The 17,190-nt window shown below is 71.6% G+C and carries 20 protein-coding genes and 1 tRNA gene; 11 read left to right on the forward strand and 10 right to left on the reverse strand.

Features of this window, described 5'->3' with window-relative positions:
- Nucleotides 1-18 precede the first annotated feature (18 nt).
- Genes ACWDRB_RS37700 through ACWDRB_RS37710 form a run of 3 tightly spaced genes read right to left on the reverse strand, consistent with a single transcriptional unit; the run spans nucleotide 19 to nucleotide 3,060 of the window.
- Nucleotides 19-1,005, reverse strand: coding sequence for a lytic polysaccharide monooxygenase auxiliary activity family 9 protein (locus ACWDRB_RS37700; RefSeq protein ID WP_449901979.1), 987 nt, complete (start codon nucleotides 1,003-1,005; stop codon nucleotides 19-21).
- A 41-nt stretch (nucleotides 1,006-1,046) separates the two neighbouring features.
- The gene (locus ACWDRB_RS37705; protein ID WP_449901981.1) at nucleotides 1,047-2,345 is read right to left on the reverse strand and encodes a sensor histidine kinase; all 1,299 of its coding nucleotides are present in this window, start codon (nucleotides 2,343-2,345) and stop codon (nucleotides 1,047-1,049) included.
- Nucleotides 2,346-2,382: 37 nt separating this feature from the next.
- The gene (locus ACWDRB_RS37710) at nucleotides 2,383-3,060 is read right to left on the reverse strand and encodes a response regulator transcription factor (protein ID WP_350740650.1); all 678 of its coding nucleotides are present in this window, start codon (nucleotides 3,058-3,060) and stop codon (nucleotides 2,383-2,385) included.
- Between the two features lie 40 nt (nucleotides 3,061-3,100).
- On the opposite strand from ACWDRB_RS37710, the gene ACWDRB_RS37715 reads away from it, so the two are divergent.
- The gene (locus ACWDRB_RS37715; RefSeq protein WP_449901984.1) at nucleotides 3,101-3,616 is read left to right on the forward strand and encodes a hypothetical protein; all 516 of its coding nucleotides are present in this window, start codon (nucleotides 3,101-3,103) and stop codon (nucleotides 3,614-3,616) included.
- 94 nt (nucleotides 3,617-3,710) lie between these two features.
- Nucleotides 3,711-4,145 carry a hypothetical protein gene (locus ACWDRB_RS37720; protein ID WP_449901986.1) on the forward strand — a complete coding sequence of 145 codons (435 nt, stop codon included), beginning with the start codon at nucleotides 3,711-3,713 and terminating at the stop codon, nucleotides 4,143-4,145.
- Here ACWDRB_RS37720 and ACWDRB_RS37725 read toward each other — a convergent pair.
- Nucleotides 4,090-4,584, reverse strand: coding sequence for a DUF523 domain-containing protein (locus ACWDRB_RS37725; protein WP_350740641.1), 495 nt, complete (start codon nucleotides 4,582-4,584; stop codon nucleotides 4,090-4,092). The genes ACWDRB_RS37720 and ACWDRB_RS37725 overlap by 56 nt on opposite strands.
- Nucleotides 4,554-5,909, reverse strand: a complete 1,356-nt coding sequence (locus ACWDRB_RS37730) for a DHA2 family efflux MFS transporter permease subunit (protein WP_449901988.1) — start codon at nucleotides 5,907-5,909, stop codon at nucleotides 4,554-4,556. Before ACWDRB_RS37730 ends, ACWDRB_RS37725 begins: the two co-directional genes overlap by 31 nt.
- Before the next feature lie 43 nt (nucleotides 5,910-5,952).
- Here ACWDRB_RS37730 and ACWDRB_RS37735 point away from each other — a divergent pair, with 43 nt between their 5' ends.
- The 7 genes from ACWDRB_RS37735 (at nucleotide 5,953) to ACWDRB_RS37765 (ending at nucleotide 10,532) form a co-directional block, all read left to right on the forward strand.
- Nucleotides 5,953-6,642, forward strand: a complete 690-nt coding sequence (locus ACWDRB_RS37735) for a TetR/AcrR family transcriptional regulator (protein ID WP_397372286.1) — start codon at nucleotides 5,953-5,955, stop codon at nucleotides 6,640-6,642.
- Nucleotides 6,643-6,708: 66 nt separating this feature from the next.
- Nucleotides 6,709-7,071 carry a hypothetical protein gene (locus ACWDRB_RS37740; RefSeq protein WP_449901991.1) on the forward strand — a complete coding sequence of 121 codons (363 nt, stop codon included), beginning with the start codon at nucleotides 6,709-6,711 and terminating at the stop codon, nucleotides 7,069-7,071.
- Nucleotides 7,068-7,448: a hypothetical protein gene (locus ACWDRB_RS37745; RefSeq protein ID WP_350740629.1), complete on the forward strand. Its 381-nt coding sequence runs from the start codon at nucleotides 7,068-7,070 to the stop codon at nucleotides 7,446-7,448. Before ACWDRB_RS37740 ends, ACWDRB_RS37745 begins: the two co-directional genes overlap by 4 nt.
- A 139-nt stretch (nucleotides 7,449-7,587) precedes the next feature.
- Nucleotides 7,588-8,817: a CynX/NimT family MFS transporter gene (locus ACWDRB_RS37750; RefSeq protein WP_449901994.1), complete on the forward strand. Its 1,230-nt coding sequence runs from the start codon at nucleotides 7,588-7,590 to the stop codon at nucleotides 8,815-8,817.
- The gene (locus ACWDRB_RS37755; RefSeq protein WP_449901996.1) at nucleotides 8,814-9,644 is read left to right on the forward strand and encodes a metal-dependent hydrolase; all 831 of its coding nucleotides are present in this window, start codon (nucleotides 8,814-8,816) and stop codon (nucleotides 9,642-9,644) included. The genes ACWDRB_RS37750 and ACWDRB_RS37755 overlap by 4 nt, the downstream gene beginning before the upstream one ends.
- A gap of 137 nt (nucleotides 9,645-9,781) precedes the next feature.
- Nucleotides 9,782-9,997: a helix-turn-helix domain-containing protein gene (locus tag ACWDRB_RS37760; RefSeq protein ID WP_350740620.1), complete on the forward strand. Its 216-nt coding sequence runs from the start codon at nucleotides 9,782-9,784 to the stop codon at nucleotides 9,995-9,997.
- 4 nt (nucleotides 9,998-10,001) lie between these two features.
- On the forward strand, nucleotides 10,002-10,532 hold the full coding sequence (locus ACWDRB_RS37765) for a Clp protease N-terminal domain-containing protein (RefSeq protein ID WP_449901998.1): 531 nt from the start codon (nucleotides 10,002-10,004) through the stop codon (nucleotides 10,530-10,532).
- A gap of 11 nt (nucleotides 10,533-10,543) precedes the next feature.
- On the opposite strand, the gene sigJ is transcribed toward ACWDRB_RS37765, so the two are convergent.
- Nucleotides 10,544-11,434 (reverse strand): RNA polymerase sigma factor SigJ, encoded by an 891-nt coding sequence (sigJ, locus tag ACWDRB_RS37770; protein WP_449902001.1) that lies wholly within the window; start codon nucleotides 11,432-11,434, stop codon nucleotides 10,544-10,546.
- A 75-nt stretch (nucleotides 11,435-11,509) separates the two neighbouring features.
- Here sigJ and ACWDRB_RS37775 point away from each other — a divergent pair.
- Nucleotides 11,510-11,582 (forward strand) — tRNA-Ala (locus tag ACWDRB_RS37775).
- Nucleotides 11,583-11,664: 82 nt separating this feature from the next.
- On the opposite strand, the gene ACWDRB_RS37780 is transcribed toward ACWDRB_RS37775, so the two are convergent.
- Together ACWDRB_RS37780 and ACWDRB_RS37785 are read right to left on the reverse strand one after the other, a co-directional pair.
- A complete protein-coding gene (locus ACWDRB_RS37780; RefSeq protein WP_449902004.1) occupies nucleotides 11,665-12,747 on the reverse strand; it encodes a pentapeptide repeat-containing protein in 1,083 nt (360 codons plus the stop codon).
- A 126-nt stretch (nucleotides 12,748-12,873) separates the two neighbouring features.
- Nucleotides 12,874-13,053, reverse strand: a complete 180-nt coding sequence (locus tag ACWDRB_RS37785) for a hypothetical protein (protein ID WP_449902006.1) — start codon at nucleotides 13,051-13,053, stop codon at nucleotides 12,874-12,876.
- 163 nt (nucleotides 13,054-13,216) lie between these two features.
- Between ACWDRB_RS37785 and ACWDRB_RS37790 the strand changes: the two genes are divergently transcribed.
- Nucleotides 13,217-14,956, forward strand: a complete 1,740-nt coding sequence (locus tag ACWDRB_RS37790) for a BTAD domain-containing putative transcriptional regulator (RefSeq protein ID WP_449902008.1) — start codon at nucleotides 13,217-13,219, stop codon at nucleotides 14,954-14,956.
- Here ACWDRB_RS37790 and ACWDRB_RS37795 read toward each other — a convergent pair.
- Entirely contained in the window at nucleotides 14,940-15,362 is a 423-nt protein-coding gene (locus ACWDRB_RS37795) for a S26 family signal peptidase (protein WP_449902010.1), read from the reverse strand. The two genes, ACWDRB_RS37790 and ACWDRB_RS37795, sit on opposite strands and share 17 nt — an antisense overlap.
- Nucleotides 15,359-17,188, reverse strand: a complete 1,830-nt coding sequence (locus tag ACWDRB_RS37800; protein ID WP_449902012.1) for an ABC transporter ATP-binding protein — start codon at nucleotides 17,186-17,188, stop codon at nucleotides 15,359-15,361. Before ACWDRB_RS37800 ends, ACWDRB_RS37795 begins: the two co-directional genes overlap by 4 nt.
- Nucleotides 17,189-17,190 lie beyond the last annotated feature (2 nt).

The raw sequence follows: 17,190 nt of genomic DNA on the forward strand, positions 1-17,190 counted from the left end.
GTCGGGTTGCTTTCCCGATCAGCCGACGGTGAGAGCGGTACGCGCCACGCCGCCGTTCTCGCAGCGCACCGTCACCCCGAACCGGCCCGCCTTGACCGCCTTCAGGGCCGACGACCAGGTGGCCGTGGGCGCGGTGGGGCGGTTCCGGACGGTGGCGAAGGCGTTCGAGGTCACGTCACGCACCGTCGATCCGCCGCAGACCGCCGTCACCCTCACCTGCTGGCCGACCCTGGCCGCGGCGGGGGCGACGCCGACGCCCGCGTTGACGGCCGGCACGTCCCCGGACGGCTGCGTGGGGGCGGCCGTGGGGGTGGGCTTGGGGGTCGCGGTGGGGGTGCCGGTGGGCGTGGGGGCCGGGGCGGGGTTGGCCTGCCCGAAGACCACGTCCGAGCAGGAGTAGAACGCCTCGGGGCTGTCGCTGCGCTGCCAGATCGCGTAGATCAGGTGCCGTCCCTGCCGGGCGGGCAGCTTGGCGTTCATCGTGTAGAAGCCGTCCGTCACCACCGGGTTCTGCACGGTCTGGAACGGCTTGGCCTCCAGGTCCGACCACTTCAGCGGCCTGGCCGGGTCGTAGCCGTCCTTGGTGATGTAGAGCTCGAACGATCCCTTGTGCGGCGCGGTCGCCCGATACCTGAACGTGTGGGATGCGCCGCTCGCCAGGGTCGTCGCGGGCCAGTCTGCCCGCGCCTGGTCGAACCCGCGGTATTTGTCCCGCCCTGCGCTGCACAGCTTCCCGTCCGGGATGATCTGGCGGTGCCGGCCCGCCGCGTCGGCGATGTTGACCTCGTTCCAGTCGTAGAGCGGCTGGGTGCCGCCGATGGCCACGGCCTGCTTGCAGGCGGCCGACTTCGGGTTCTCCGGGCCCTCGCTGTAGCAGACCATGGTGCGGCTGGGCGGGTTGCTCATGGTGCCGTGCGCGGAGGCCGTGCCGGGGGCGACGGCGAGCACGAGCAGCGTGGGGGCGGCCAGGGTGGTGGCGACGAGCGCCTTGCGGGTGATCTGCATGTAGATCACCTTGATGCACCAGAAAGAGCGGAACTTCGGGCTTAAGTGTCCTTTAAGGCTGCCTTAGCTGCTATTTCAGTACGCAGCCACACCTGCACCTGGGCCCCGCCCATCGACGACCGGTCCAGCCGCAGCCGGCCCCCCGTCGACTCGGCGAGCCTGCGCGCGATGTCCAGCCCGAGCCCGGTGGACCCGCTGCCGCTGCTGCCCCGCTCCATCGCCGAGTCCGGGTCCGCGATGCCGGGCCCCGCGTCGGCGATCAGGATGCCGACGGTGTCCTGGCCCTCGTGCAGGGTGACGCCGAACGCCGTGCCCTCCGCCGTGTGCCTGAACACGTTCCCGAGCAGCGCGTCCACCACCGCCGTCAGCTCACCGGCCGGTACGGGCACCCGTACCGGAAGCGTGGCCCCGACCAGCTCCCACGGGCGCCGCTGGTCCTCCGCCAGCGCCGACCAGAACGTCAGCCGCTCGCGCAGCACCTCGGCCGCGTCGCACGACCTGGCCGCCCGCGACGGCCGCCGGGCCGCCGCGATGATCGTGTCCACCTCGCCTTCCAGCCTGGCCAGTGCCTGCCTGCCGGGCTCCGCCTGCGGACCGAGCTGGTCCAGGCTGAGCTTGAGCGCGGTGAGCGGGGTACGGAGCCGATGGGAGAGGTCGGCGGCCAGCTCCCGCTCGGCGGCCACGAGCTGGGTGACGCGGTTCGCCATGGCGTTGAACGCGGTCGCCGCCGCCTTGAGCTCGGGCGGCCCGTCGGGGTAGACGCGTTCGCTCAGGTCACCGGCTCCCAGCGCGGTCGCGGCGGTGCCGAGCCGCCGCGCCGAGCGTACGACCCGCGCCCCGAGCCGGTCGCCGACCAGCACCGAGCCGAGCACCAGCGCCACGGCCACCCCGGTCAGCACCGCCCATGACGTGAAGACGCCCCGGTTGAGGTCGGCGGCCGGGACGAACACCTCGATCACCGCGCCCCGGTCCTCGTCCAGCGCGACCGGGCGCAGCAGCACGTATCCGCCGTCCAGTTCGACGGTGCTCGCCCTGGTCTCGCGGGCGGCCCTGGCCACCTCTGCGGCCGGCGCGCGGGAGGTGCCCTGCGTCGCGCCGCCCTTGACGTGGACGGCCAGCAGGCCGCGCCGCCCTGCCTCGGTGCGGGCCATGGCGTGCCCGAGGTCGTCGCTCCTGGTCGTCAGCGCCAGCACCGGGACCAGCGCGGACGCCTGCCGCTCGGCGCCCGCCAGCGCCCTGGTCTGCGCGGTCTCCTTGACGATCAGCGCCAGCGGCACGAGGAAGGCCAGCGCGACCATCGAGGTGACCGCGACCATCAGCACCGCCAGGGTGCGCCTCATCGGGGCACTCTCAGCGGGCGCTCGCACGGGGGCGCTCTCATCGGGGTGCCGACAACATCACGCCGACGCCCCGGACGGTGTGCAGGTAGCGCGGCTGGGAGGCGCTCTCGCCGAGCTTGCGCCGCAACCACGACAGGTGCACGTCGATCGTCTGGTCGTCGCCGTACGACTGCCGCCAGACCTCGGCCAGCAGCTCCTGGCGGGTGACGACGCGGTCGGCCCGGGCGGCGAGGTAGGCGAGCAGGTCGAACTCGCGCCTGGTCAGCGAGAGCGGACCGCCGTCGAGCGCGGCCTCGCGCCGGCCCACGTCCACCTCCAGGCCGCCCACGCGGAACATCTGGGGCGCGGGCGCGGACCTGGCCCTGCGCAGCACGGCGTCCAGCCGGGCGCTGAGATGGTCACCGGAGAACGGTTTGACCAGGTAGTCGTCCGCGCCCGCCCGTAACAGCCGGACGATCTCGGCCTCCTCGTCGCGGGCCGTGGCCACGATGACCGGCACGTCGGAGACGCCGCGGACCATGCGCAGCGCCTCGGACCCGTCCAGGTCGGGCAGGCCGAGGTCGAGGACGACGGCGTCCGGCGGGCGCTGCGAGATCTCCCTGAGCGCGTCGAGCGCGCACCCGGCGCTGCGGACGGCGTGCCCGCGCCGGCCCAGCTCGTGGATGATCGCTGATCTGACGAATTCATCGTCTTCCACTACGAGAACCGTCGCCATGCGCCCAACCGTACCGACGAACCGGTACATAATTCGTCTCATGCGTCGAGCCCTTCGATACGCGGCGATCTGGTGCGGGGCGACCGCGGTGGCCGTGTCGGTCTCGTGGTTCGGCGTACGGGGTGTGCTGCGGGACGAGTTCGTGGACGACGTGGACGTGGAGCCGTTCGTCGCCCAGACGATCGCGGCCGACGAAGCCCCGCTGACCCTCACCAGCCCCACCGCCAGCCCCAGCCCGAGTCGTGCGCCGAGAAAGCCGGTCAAGAGCCCGGTCGAGAGCCCGGTGCAGAGCCCGGTCAAGAGCCCCTTGAAGAGCCCGGCGAAGAGTCCCGCGCCGAGAAAGCCGCTGAAGGTGGTGAAGGTGAAGGGCGGCGAGGTGGCGTTCACGCTCGGCCCGGAGGGCTGCCGCCTGGTGTCGGCCACCCCGGTCAGCGGCTACACCGCCAAGGTCGCCCGCGCCACCGGCTGGATCAGGGTGGACCTGGTCAAGGGCGAGCACGGCACGGGGGTGTTCTGCATCAGCCACGAGCAGCGCACCGACACCTGGGAGTACTGACGAGCGGTGGCCGCCGGGCTACGGCGGGCGTGGTATCCGCACCGCCTCCCTGGGGACGATTCGCCGCCCCGCCCCGGGTGCGAGGGTGGATCACATGGACGCACTTCGCAGGGCCCTGGGCTGGCTGTCGCTGCTGTACGCGCTGATCTTCCTCTCGTTCGGGCTGCTGCACGCCGGGATCGCGTTCGGCCCGGTACGCGAGCCCGTGATCGTGCCGGCCGCGATCGTGGAGACGCTGTGCGCCGGGGCCACGTTCGCCGGGGCGTACGGCGTGCTCGCCAAGCGCGCGTGGGCCTGGGACGGGCTCATCTACGGCCACGCGGCCGCGCTCGGCGGGGTGCTGATGGGGATCCTGTCGCTCGCGCTCGGGGCGGGCCCGGCGAGCACGCTGCTGAGCTGGTATCACAGCGTGATCGCGGTCCTGCTCGCCACCGGGCTGGCGGGCTCCTTCTACGCGTCCAGAGTGCGCGGGGTTACGGCTCCAGAGTCCGCAGATAGTCGGCGGCCTCGTCGACCTGGTCCTCGGTGAACACGCGGATGCCGTGCTGCTCCAGCAGCGCCGTCGTGACGCCCTGGCCGGGGCCGCGCCGGCCGCTGAACGTACCGTCGTAGATCGACAGCGCGCCGCACGACGGGCTGCCCTCCTTCAGCACCGCCAGTCGGATGCCGTACGAGCGCGCCACGGCCAGCGCCGACCGCGCGCCCGCCAGGAACTCGGCCGTCACGTCGGACCCGTCGCTCGCCAGCACGCGGGCGGCCCCGGACAGGACGGCCGCCCCGCCCGCGCCGCCCTCGATCTCGGCGGCGGGACGCGGGATCGGCAGCCCGCCCGACACCTCCGGGCAGTGCGGCACCAGCCGCCCCTCCTCGCGCCACGCGGCGAGCCGGGCGTCCGAGCTGGTCTTGGCGCGACCGTCGTAGCGGACCCGGCGGCCCATCAGGCAGGCGCTGACGAGGATCCTCTCCATGCCTTCGATCCTATGAGCGCGATCGGCACCAGCGAGACGGCCGCCAGCGCGATCGCGACGCCGAACGCGTACGTGAAGGGCCGCTCCACGCCCGTCCTGGTGAACACCTGCAACAGCACGGCCAGCACCGCCACCCCGAACGGGGAGGCGAGCCGCACCGCGATCGTGCTCAGCGTGGTCGCGGCCGGGATGGCGACCGGCTCCAGCGTCTTGAACGCGGCCGCCATCACCGACGTCGACACCAGCCCGTGCCCGAGCCCCAGGACGAACATCGGCACGAGACCCCCGAACGCCGCGAATCCCGCGATGCCCGCCACCGCCACGACCACGCCCGCCGCGCCGACGCCGCGCGGCCCCTTGCTGTCGGTCAGCCTGCCCGCGACCGGCATCGTGATCGCCGCGCCGATCCCCATCGGGGCCAGCAGCAGGCCCGCCTCCAGCGCGCTCCCGCCCTGCGCGAGCTGGCTGTAGAGGGGCACGAGCACCGTGAAGCCGAACATGGCGGCCGAGTAGCACACGAGCGCGCCCACCGCGGCGGCGAACTGCCTGTTCCCGAACAACCGCAGATCCAGCAGCGTGCCCGTCGTCCGCAGCGCCCGCACGGCGAACGCGGCGACCAGCGCCACGCCGATCCACAGCGCGGGGTGCAGCGGGGAGGCTCCGTCGCCGATCTCGGACAGCCCGTAGACCAGCGCGGCCAGGCCGGGCGAGAGCACCGCGAGACCCAGCACGTCGAGCCCCTGCGGGTTCGCGCCCGGTTCGCGGGGGAGCAGCAGGAACGCGGCCGGCAGCGCCACCGCGCAGAACGGCACGTTGATCAGGAACAGCCACCGCCAGCCGAGATTCTCCACGATCACCCCGCCCAGCGGCGGCCCGAGCACCGGCACCAGCATCGCCGGGAGCGAGATCATGGCCATCGCGCGGCCCATCCGCTCCTGGCCGGCCGCCCTGGCCAGCATCATCTGGCCGACCGGCAGGAGCAGGCCCCCGCCCAGCCCCTGCACCGCGCGGAAGGCGACCAGGCTCCCGACCGACCAGGCGGCGGCGGTGAGCGCGGAACCCGCGACGAACAGCGCGAGCGAGACCAGCCAGACGTTCCTGGCGCCGAACCTGCCCACGGCCCAGCCGGTGACCGGGACCGTCATCGACAGGGCCAGCAGGTAGCCGGTGACCGCCCACTGCATGGTGGCGAGCGTGGTGTGGAAGTCGCGGGCCAGGGTGCCGAGCGCGACGTTGACGATCGTGGTGTCGAGCATCGTCATGACGACGCCCAGGAGGACGACCAGGCCCGTTGTCCGGAGTGAACTTCGTACGCTGTATCGCATGTCGTACACCGTAGCACTTTCGTACAGTGTCTAAGATCTGGGCGTGAGTTCGATCTGGTCCCGTCCCACGCCTCCCCGCCGCCCGGTCCTGACCCGGGAGGCGATCGTGGCCGCCGCCATCGCCGTCGCCGACGCCGAAGGGCTGGCCGCGGTCTCGATCCGGCGGGTGGCCGCGGAGCTGGAGGCGCGGGCGATGACGCTGTACTCGTACATCGAGCGCAAGGAGGACCTGCTCGCGCTGATGCTCGACGAGGTCAGCGCCGAGGTGCTCGTCGAGGAGCCGCTGCCGTCCTCCTGGCGCGAGGCGCTGCTGCTGATGGCGCGGCGGGAGCGCGAGCTGGTGCTGCGGCATCCGTGGCGGGTGGAGCTGATCTCGCAGCGGGTGGCCGTGGGGCCCAACGCGCTGCGGCACGTGGAGCAGAAGCTGGCCGCCTTCGACGGGCTGGGGCTCGACCGGCTGACCCGGTGGCGGTTCCTGGCGGTGTTCAACGACTACATGACCGGGTTCGTGGTGCGGGAGGCGCAGGAGCGCGGGGCGCCCCGGTCGGAGGGGATCAACGAGGCGGAGCGGACGGCCGTGGCGGAGCCGTACATCAAGGAGCTGGTCGAGAGCGGCGAGTTCCCGCGGCTCGCGCCGATGATCGAGCAGGGGGTACGCGGGGCGGACGACAACTTCGAACGCGGCCTCAACTGGGTCCTCGACGGCATCGAACGCGCCATCCCGGAGCGGTAGCGCCGCCCTCGCTTCCGGCCGCCGCGAAATGGGGACCGGGACACTCTGGGGATAGCCTTGGCCCCGATGAACACCGTCATCTCCACGATCGTCATCGTCGTCTCGCTGCTGCTCATGCTGGCGAGCCTGATCGTCACCATCCGCAACCGGCCGATGGGCATGGTGCTGCTGGTCGGGTTCGCCGTGCTCGAGGTGGCCGTGCTGGTGCAGGCGGGCTTCGTGATCGCGGCGGTGGCCGGGGGACAGGGGCCCGCCGAGAAGGTCACGCTCTTCGGCTACGTCGGAGGCCAGGTGGTGATCCCGCCCGCCGGGGTGTTCCTGGCGCTGGCGGAGCGGAGCAGGTGGGGGTCGGCGATCCTGGTCGTGGCGGGGTTCGCGATCGCGGTGATGACGGGGCGGATGCTGCAGATCTGGGCGGGGGGCGCGTGACCGCCTCCATCAGCACCGGGCCCGGACGTGCCCTGATCGCGGTCTACGGGCTGTTCTCGCTGGCCGCCGGGGCTCGCGCGGCGGTGCAGATCGTCTCCAAGTTCGACCAGGCGCCGCTGGCGTACTCGCTGTCGGCCTTCGCGGCCGCCGTCTACATCGCCCTCACCGTGGCGCTCTGGCGCGGGGCACGGCTCCTGGCGCTGGTGGGGCTGGGGATCGAGCTGGCCGGGGTGCTGGTCATCGGCACGCTCAGCCTCCTCGACGCGGCCGCCTTTCCCGCCGCGACGGTGTGGTCGGCGTACGGGAAGGGGTACGGGTTCATCCCGCTCGTGCTTCCGGTGGTGGGCCTCTACTGGGTGCTGCGCCACAAACGCTGACCCCCGGTCGAGCCGTGCGTGCGCCGTCCGTTGGGTCGTCGTGCTGCCCGCAGCCGACACAGCCAGGAATAAATGCATATTTCGGTCCTGTTAAGATGGCGATTCGTCCTATGACTTGATGAGTGGAGGACCGCCCCCGATGAGCGTGCTGACCCAAGAGGCACGAGGCCGTACCACCGGACCCCTCGCCTGGCTCCTCGTCCTGGGGATCGTCCTCGCCGCACTCAACCTCCGCACCGCCGTCACCAGTGTCGGCCCCCTCCTCGACCAGCTGACCGGCGCGCTGGGCATGTCGAGCGTCGGCACCGGCCTGCTCACCACCCTCCCCGTCCTCGCCTTCGCCAGCGTGGGTGCGATCACGCCCACCCTGGCCCGCCGCGTCGGCGAGCACCGCCTGCTCCTGCTCGCCCTCGTCACGCTGGGCGTCGGCATGCTGGTCAGGTCGCTCGTCGGCTCCGCCCCCGTGTTCCTGCTGAGCAGCGCCGTGGCGCTCTCCGGTGGCGCCGTCGGCAACGTGCTCATCCCCACGCTGATCAAGCGCCACTTCCCGGCCCGTACCGGGATCATGACCACCGTCTACACCACGGCCCTGGCGGTCGGCACCATGCTGGCCGCCGCCGCGACCGTGCCGATCGAGCGCGCGTCGGGCGACTGGCACATCGCGCTCGGCGTGTGGGCGGCCCTGGCCGCCGTCGCCGCCATTCCGTGGCTCGCGCTCCTGCGCAGTGAGCCGGAGCGTGACGCGGGCAGCCGGGACGCGGGCCTCCGCCGCCTGCTCGGCAGCAAGCTGGCGTGGATGATCGCGATCTACTTCGGCACCCAGTCGATGATCGCGTACATGATGTTCGGCTGGCTCGCCACCATGCTCACCGACAGCGGTTTCAGCACGTCGGAGGCCGGAGTGACCCTCGGCGTGTTCACCGCGCTGAACATCCCGGTCTCGATCGTCGTCCCCATGGTCGCCTCCCGCTTCCGCGACCAGCGTCCCGCCGTGGTCGGGCTCGTCGCGTTCTACGCGGCCGGGTTCCTGGGGCTGTGGGCCGGGCCGGCCGACCTGGCGCTGCTCTGGGTGACGCTGGTGGCGGTGGGCATGGGGTCGTTCCCGCTGGCGCTGATGATGCTGGCCCTGCGCACCCGTACGGCGGAGGCCACGGCCGCGCTGTCGGCGTTCGGGCAGAGCGCGGGATACCTCATCGCCGGCGCCGGTCCGCTGCTGGTCGGCGTGCTGCGCGACGTGACCGGCGGATGGACGCTGCCGTACATGCTGATCTTCGTGGTGCTCGTCGTGCAGCTGTTCACCGGCCTGTACGCGGGCCGCAACCGCTACCTGGAGGACGAGCAGGCGGTCCCTGCGAGAATGACCGGATGAAGTCCACCATCGTCACCTTTCCCGACGGCCGGACCAGCGGCCGTTCCGAGATCGTCGGGGCCGTGCCGGTGGGGGACCGGCACGGTCTCGTCGTCGCCGAGACGCCGTTCCACCCCCTTGACCACACCTGGCCCGACCAGCCCGCAGACCGGGGCACGATCGGAGGCCTGCCGGTCATCGACTGCGTGACAGGGGCCCAGTCGAGCACCGGCGAGGTCTTCGTCGGCGACGCCATCCCGGTACGGCGCGGCACGGAGGGCTGGGAATGGCTGGTCGTCCACGTCACCGAGACGCCGCTGCCCGTCGGGGCGGAGGCCGGGCTCGAGGTGGACGCCGGATTCCGGGCGGCGCTCTCGGCGGGTCACACCGCCTGCCACCTGGCCGCGCTCGCCGTGAACGCGGCCCTGGCCGGTCACTGGCGCAAGGAGGCCACGCCCGACCCGCTCGGGCACCCCGACTTCGACCAGACGGCGATCGTCTCGTCGCGGATCGAGCCGTACGGCAGCGTGGACGTCTACCGTCTGGGCAAGTCGTTGCGCAAGAAGGGGTTCTCCGCCGAGGGCCTGGACTTCGGGAAGGTCGCCCGGCACGCGAACGAGCAGCTCGCCGCGTGGGTGGCCGCCGACGCGCCGGTCCGGCTGGACATTCCGGGGCCGGGGCTGACCGCCCGCCGCACGTGGCACTGCTCGCTGCCGGAGGGCGAGGCGTCCATCCCGTGCGGTGGCACCCACGTGGGGAGCACGGCCGAGCTGGGACGGGTCGAGGTCGCGTTCTCGCTGGAAGAGGCCGCCCTGACCATGCGCACCACCTGCGGCGCCCCGAGCTAGCCGGTCAGCGGCTCGCCAGGAAGGCGAGCACCCGCTTCCAGACGTCCCCGCAGGCGGCCGCCACGCTGCCCGAGCGGCTCTGATCGTTGTGTCAGCATGTGTTGACAAGCGGGTGCTTGTCAACACATGCTGACACCATGGAAGTCACCGAGCTGGCCGAGGCGGCCGCCGATCGCGATCCCGGAGTGGGGCTGGCGGCCGTGGCCGCGCTCAGGGGCCTGCTGGAGGAGCTGGAGGCGACGCACGTGTCGAACGCCCGCGCCCAGGGCTGGTCGTGGGAGCAGATCGCCGACGCGCTGGGCGTTCGGCGGCAGTCGGCTCATCGCAAGCATGCTCGCAGGACGGGGAGGTAGCCGCGTGTTCGCCAGGTTCACCGAGGGGGCCCGCAGGGCCGTGGTCAAGGCCGGGATACTCGCGCTCGACGCGGGCCGGCCCGCGCTCGACGCCGATGTGCTGCTGCTGGGGGTGGCCGAGGCCCGGCCGTTCTCGCTGGCGGCGTTCACCGCCTCCGAGGCCGACGTGCGGGCGCGGGTGGATGTGCGCGACGCGCGGTCACTGCTGGCCACGTTGGGGATCGACCTCGACGCCGTGCACCGGCGCACCAGGGCGGGCCTGGACGCGCCCGGGTTGTGGAGCCTGCGCCGGTCACGGGTGCGCCCGCTGCGGGTGACCCTGTACGGGCCGCTGGGGGAGATCCCCCTGGCCATGCACTCCAGGAAGGCGATCGAGGTCGCCATGTGGCGCCCCGGGCCGGTCACGGGTGAGGACCTGCTGTGGGGACTGCTCGCCGACCACGCGAACGGCGCCGCCGCGATCCTCCGGGACGCCGGGGTGGACCTGGCCGCGCTGATCCGCGAGGCCCGCGTCCCCACCCGGCGCACGGCCTGATCGCAGCGGCGTCAGACGGGCTCCAGGTGCGCGATCTTCTCGGGATTCGCGATGAGGTAGATCGTGTCGATCTTGCCGTCCGAGATCAGCAGCGAGGCGACCGTGATCACCCGTCCACCCGCGGAGATGACCATCGCGGGGGCGTTGTTCATGGTCGCCAGCCCGATGGACAGGTCGGAGATCCCCGCCATGCCGATCGAGGCCATGAAGGCCGCGATGTTGGCGGGGGTGTTGATCGACAGCAGCCAGCGGCTGACGTTGTCGGCGCCGGTGATGACCCGCAGCGCGGCCCTGGCCTTGCCGCCGCCGTCGCTGACCATCGTGACCTCACTCGCGAACAGCTCGATCAGCCCGTCGAGGTCGCCCTCGGCGGAGGCGCTGATGAACCGTTCGGTGATCCGCCGCCGCTCCTGCCTGTCCACGTCGAACCGGGGCCGCCTCTCCCGCACGTGGTCCCGCGCCCGCCGCGCGAGCTGCCTGGTCGCCGGCTCGGCCCGCCCGATGATCTCCGCGATCTCGGAGAACGGCAGGTCGAACGCCTCCCGCAGCACGAACACGGCCCGTTCGAGCGGCGACAGCGTCTCCAGCACCAGGAGCAGCGCCAGCTCCACCGACTCGGCCAGCTCGGCGTGCTCGGCGACGTCGGGCGCCGTGCTGATCGGCTCGGGCAGCCACGGCCCCACGTACGACTCCCGCCGCGACTTCGCCCACCGCAGCCGATCGATGGCCAGCCGCGAGGTCACCCTCACCAGGTACGCCTTGGGCTCGCTGACGGTCGCCTCGTCCACCCCCGACCAGCGCAACCACGCCTCCTGCACGACGTCCTCGGCGTCGGCCGCACTGCCCAGGATCCGGTACGCGACCCCGGTCAGCAGGCTTCGGTGGTCTTCAAAGGTCGGCATGAAACCATAGACGTATCACAGGCCTCTCGGTGTGACACAGGGGCTCCCGATCTCCGATACACTTGGTGATCGCAAGGGGCTATAGCGCAGTTGGTAGCGCGCCTCCATGGCATGGAGGAGGTCTGGGGTTCGAATCCCCATAGCTCCACCCTCATCAGACCGCCTCTGACCTGCCGAAACGGCTCAAGGTCGGGGGCGGTTCCGCGTCTGGGGACGCACGCCGGATGCCGTCAGAGCAGGGTCTTGTCGTCCATCAGCGCGATCTTCTTCAGGACGTCTTCTGACGGGACACCCTTGGCTCCGCTGAGGTCGGCGCCGCGCAGATCGATCTTCCCCTGGCCGCTGGGCCATTTCGCGCCGGTGAGGTCGGCCCCGCGAAAGTCGGTGCCCGTGAAGTCGACGCCGCCCAGGTCGACGCCCGTGAGGTCGGCACCGTCCAGGCTCGCGTACCGGACCTTCGCGTTGGTGAAATTCGCGCCGGGAAGCCGTGCCCCCCTGAGGTCGATGTTCGTCAGGTCGGACCCGCCGAAGTTCGCCCCGGTGAGGTTCGCCCCGGACAGCGACACCCGGATCCAGGTCGAGAAGCCTATGTCCGCGTAGGAGAGGTTCGCGTGGTCGAGGAAACTGCGAACCCATGTGATGGAGCCGTCCGCCTGCTCTATGTATTCGCGGTGGCCGAAGTCGGTGTAGGTGAGGTCCGCGCCGGACAGGTCGGCGTTGACCAGCGTCAGGGCCGTGGCGCGGATGCCCGACAAGTTCACCCAGTGCTGCGCGGACCACGGCGGCCCTGTCGGCGGCGGCGTGCCGGCGGGCTTGTTCCTGGCGATGACCGCGAGCGCCGCCTGGATGTCCGCCGGGATGCGCGGTTCCTTCTCCTTGGCCTTCTTCGGGGAGCGCTCGCGGACGTACGTGGCGAGCACGTCCACGACGGTCCGCTGATCGCGCGGCGAGTCGCGAGAGATCCTCTCCAGGGCGTAGATCGCGCCGACCCTCCCCTCCAGCGTGTCCGAGCCGATCTGCTCGATGGCCCGCGTGTAACGCTCGGTGATCTGGCCTTCCTGCGTGGTGTCGAGCGAGCGGGCGGTGTAGAACAGCCCCGCCGCCGTGAACAGCAGCCCCAACAGCACCCCCGACGTGGAGAGTAACTGCATTCTGTTCTGGGTGGCGAGCGCCCTGATCTCGATGCGCTCCTTCACGGGCAGTGCCTCGAACTCCGCGCGGGACCCCCCCTTGATCGACGGGTCCCGGCCGTCGGAGAAGGTCCGCTCAAGACCTTCGATCAACCAGCCCGCGAGCGTGCGCATGCGCTGCATGAAGCAAGTAAAGCCGACAAGGGCCTGCGTGGGGATGGTCCGCCGGACGCCCGCGGCGGCAGGTCGCCTGCCTCGCGGATCCGCGGGCGTCCGGCCATGCGACCTATCCGTGATCCGTGGATCAGGCTAGGCGCCGCACATCTGGCAGGAGCACCGAAGGCAGCTCGTGGAGCCGTTGGGATACAGGTAGATGCACATGCAGGAGTCGCAGCACCCGATCCACGTCGCGGGCAGGGCGTGGGCCTCCTTCCTGGGGACCAGCAGTCCCAGCATCGCGTCACTGACCTTGCCGAACAATCTGTTCATGGTGTACCTCCAGGTACGACGCGGATGTGTTCGGATTCGACCGTAGGGGTGCTGCCGATAGGGCTGGTACACGAATGTGTATGCGTGCCCTTCGGGAAATGTCCGCTCAATGTCCGGTGGCTGACCTTGTTGCGGGCCTTTTCGTTTCCGAGGATTCGAGGTGATGACCCCTGGTTCAATGGAATTCACGGTGCTGGGCGGGCTGGCGATACGGGCGAATGGGCGGTTGCTCAGGCCGGGAGCCCCGAAACAACGCACACTCACGTCCCTTCTGCTGGTGCGGGCCAACTCGCTTGCCCCGCTTCACGAGATCACCGAGGAATTGTGGGGATCGGCTCCCCCCAAATCCGCCATCGCCAATCTCCGTACTTATGCGGCGCGGCTTCGAGCCGCTTTTCCGGCGGCGGAGCGAGATCGCCTGGTCGTCCGCCCGCTCGGCTATCAACTGCGGGTCGAGGCGGCCGAACTCGACCTGAAGGCGTTCGACGACAAGGCGACGTCCGGTCGCGCGGCTCTCGAAAAGGGACGCGCCGAGGAAGCCCTGCGGCAATGCGAAACGGCGCTCGCCTTGTGGCGCGGGCGGCTGCTGGAGGACGTCCCCCACGGGCCGGTCATCGCCGCCCGTGAGGTCGCGATCGACGAGCAGCGCCGAGCGGTCCAGGAGGACCGCTGCGAAGCGCTGCTGCTGCTCGGCCGGCCGGCACCCGCCATCTGGCCCCTCCGTTCGCTCGTCACGGAGCTGCCGCTGCGGGAGCGGGCGTGGGCGCTGCTGATGCGCGCTCTGTACGCCGACCATGACGTCGCCGGGGCGCTCGACGCGTACGAGCAGGCCCGCATCGCGATCACCGGGTCCCTGGGCATCGAGCCCGGCGAGGACCTGCGGCGCCTCCACCAGGCGATCCTGCGCCGGGACCTGCGCCCGCCCCGCGCGGTCGCCTCGGCCTCCCCGCCGTGCCGGCTGCCGCGGAAGCCGGTCATCGTCGGGCGCGAACCGGAGCTCTCCTTTCTCACCCGGCGGCTCGGCGCCGCCGGCGGTGTGGTGGTGGTGCACGGCCCGGCGGGAGCCGGCAAGTCCTCGTTGGCCCTGCACGCCGCCCATCTGGTCGCGGATCGCTATCCGGACGGCCAGCTGTACGTGGACCTGCGACCGCGCCGCCGGCCCGTGAGCGACGCCGATACCGCCCTCGCGCGATACCGGTCGCTCCTGGCGGAAGGCCGCATGCTCGTGGTGCTGGACAACGCGCCCGAGGTCGCGCACGTCCGCCCGTTCCTCGCGGCCGCCCGGCTCTGCACGTTCCTCGTCACGAGCTGTCCGATGCTCACGACGCTGGACGGCGCGCTGCACCTTCGGGTGGACAGGCTGGGACGGCAGGAAGCGATGGCGTTCCTGGCGCACCATGTCGATCCCGAAAGGCTGCGGGAAGATCCCGGCGCCGCCGCCGAGGTGGTACGGCTGTGCGGTCGGCTGCCGCTCGCCCTGCGCATCGTCGCCGCCCGGCTGGTCGCGCATCCCGGCTGGTCCGTCCGCGAGCTGCTGGAGCGGATGGCCGACGACCGGCACCGGCTCGACGAGCTCCAGGCCGGTGACCTGTCGATGCGGGCCAGCATGTACGCGCAGGTCGAGCACCTCATGGCAAGTGAGCACCCGATGGATCGGCTGGCCATCGAGGTGTTCCGGCAGCTCGGCTCGCTTCCCGCCGCGGAGATCAGCACGGGGGAAGCCGCCCGGAGGCTCCATGCGCCTGTCAGGAGCATCAGCCGGGCACTCGATCGGCTGGTCGAGATGGAGCTGCTCGACTTCCACGCGCGTGACCGCTACCGGATGACGGAGCTGCCCCGGCTCCTGGCCCGGGACATCGCCACCGTGTCCCGGGGCTCCCTGAGGCTCATGCCCGGCGTTTGACCGTCGTCCCGAGCAGGCTCTCGCCGTCGAAGAAGCCCACCGTCCGGGAATCCAGGCTCCAGTCGGAGTTGTCGCCCCGCACGATGAACTTCCCGGCGGGGATGGGCGTGCCCGCGGGCCGGCTGACGGCGGTCGCCACATCGGCGGGGATGGGGTCACCGGCGACCCCCGCCACCCGTTTGATCAGCAACAGCGGGATCGAATCCGTCGCCGCCCACCGCACCACGACGACGTCGCCCCGGCGCAGGCGGTCGACTCCGCCGCGTACCACCAGCACGCGTTCACCGCCGCTGTAGGTGGGCGCCATGCTCGTGCCGGTGATGGTCACCGCGACGAACCGGCGCCTGACGTACGCGAGGCCGAGCGCCACGGCGCCGCCGACGACGGCGAGAACCCAGCCGTTCACGACGGCACGCTCTGCTCGTCGGCCCGGTATCCCCGCGCCTGCCTGGTGAACAGCCGCGCGTAGGTGCCTCCCAGCGTGAGGAGCTCCTCATGGGTTCCGTACTCGGTCACCTGCCCGTCCTCCAGCACGGCTATGGCGCTCGCGTCCGTCATGGCACCGAGCCGGTGGGACACGAGCACGCTCGTACGGCCCGCGCGATAGCGCCGCAGCCGCTGGTGGATCTCGTGTTCGGCGTCGGCGTCGAGCCCCGAGCTCGGTTCGTCGAGGATCATCAGGTCGCAGTGGTCGCGGAGCATCGCACGGGCGAGCGCGACACGCTGCCACTGCCCGCCGGACAAATAGACTCCCGTGCTCGCGTCGGTCTTGTCGGCCTCGCTGAAGAACAGCCGCGAGAGCAGGGTCTCGTAGCCGTCGGGCAGACCGGCGAGGAGGGAATGGGCGCCCGCGTCGCGTGCGGCGGCCTCGATGCGGGGCCGGTCTTGGAGCGCGCGGACGTCACCCAGGCCGACATTCTCCGCGGCCGTCAGGTCATAGGCCATGAAGTCCTGGAACACCGCGCTGATCCTGCTCCGCAACGCCTCCGGCGGCACCTCGCGGATGTCCACGCCGTCCCAGAGGATCACGCCCCGGTCGGGGTCGTAGAACCGGCACAACAGCTTGACGATCGTGCTCTTGCCCGCGCCGTTCACGCCGACCAGACCGAGTACGGAGCCGTACGGAACGAACAGGTTGACGCCCCGCAGCGCCCAGGGATGCTCAGGCGAGTACCGGAACCAGACGTCGCGGAGCTCGATCCCCTGCCGCAGCCCCGCCAGCGGACGCCGGCGCGACGGCGCGGGGAGGTCGGGGCCGGCATTCACGACGGCCCGATAATGGTCGAACATCAGGAGCTGGAAATGAGCCCCCGCGACCTCGGTGACCAGGCGTCCGAGCGCGAGCCCCACGCCCGCCACCGCGGCCGCGAACATCGTGACGTCGCCCACGGAAAGCTGCCCCGAGCCGGCTGCCCGGACGGCCCAGACGAGGCCCGCGCCGGACACCGTCGCGCTGACCAGGCCGAGGCCGCCCTGCGTGAGCATTTCCCGCCTGCCGGTGCGCCGCTCGGCGGCGTTCGCGGAAAGCCTGTCGGAGCGCATCAGGCCGCGCAGGTGACCGCCGATGCCGAACAGCCGCACCTCCTTGGCGGCGTCCACGCTTCCCAGCAGGTCCCCGAAGAAGATCTCCCGCCTCTGCAGCGGCCCGATGTGCCAGAACATCTGGGCCCGCCGCCGGGACAGCAGGAATTCGGCGATCGTCATCGGAACCGCTCCCATGAGCACCGCCACGACCATCAGGGGACTGATGACGATGAGCGAGCCCAGAAAGCCGGCGACGCTGATCGCCGCCTGGACGAGGGAGAGCACCGCGGCGACGACCCGCCCAGGGGCGACCCCGCCCGATTGTTTGGCCATGCGCAGCCGGTCCAGGAAGGCGGGATCCTCGAAGCGCCCGAGCCCGGTGAAGGAGTTGACCACCGCGTACAGGCGATCATCGGCCAGCAGCGCCACGGAGCGGCCCAGCTCCTCGGTGACATATTGGGCGGCACGCGGCAGGACGGTGACGACGGCTCCCGCGGCCGCCAATCCGGCGCCGAGACCGGTCAGCGTCGTCGCGTCGGCGTGGCCGGTGGCGATCTGGTCCAGGGTCAGCTTGGTCAGCCACGAGACGGCGACGGGGACGGCGCCGCTCACGACGGTGAGGCCCACGTACACCAGCAACGTCGCAGGCCCGGCCCGCCAGGCCAGGCCGAGGGCGTGGCCGACGCCCCCCAGGCGAGGCAGCCGCACCG

It is taken from the genome of Nonomuraea sp. NPDC003707 (assembly GCF_053587055.1).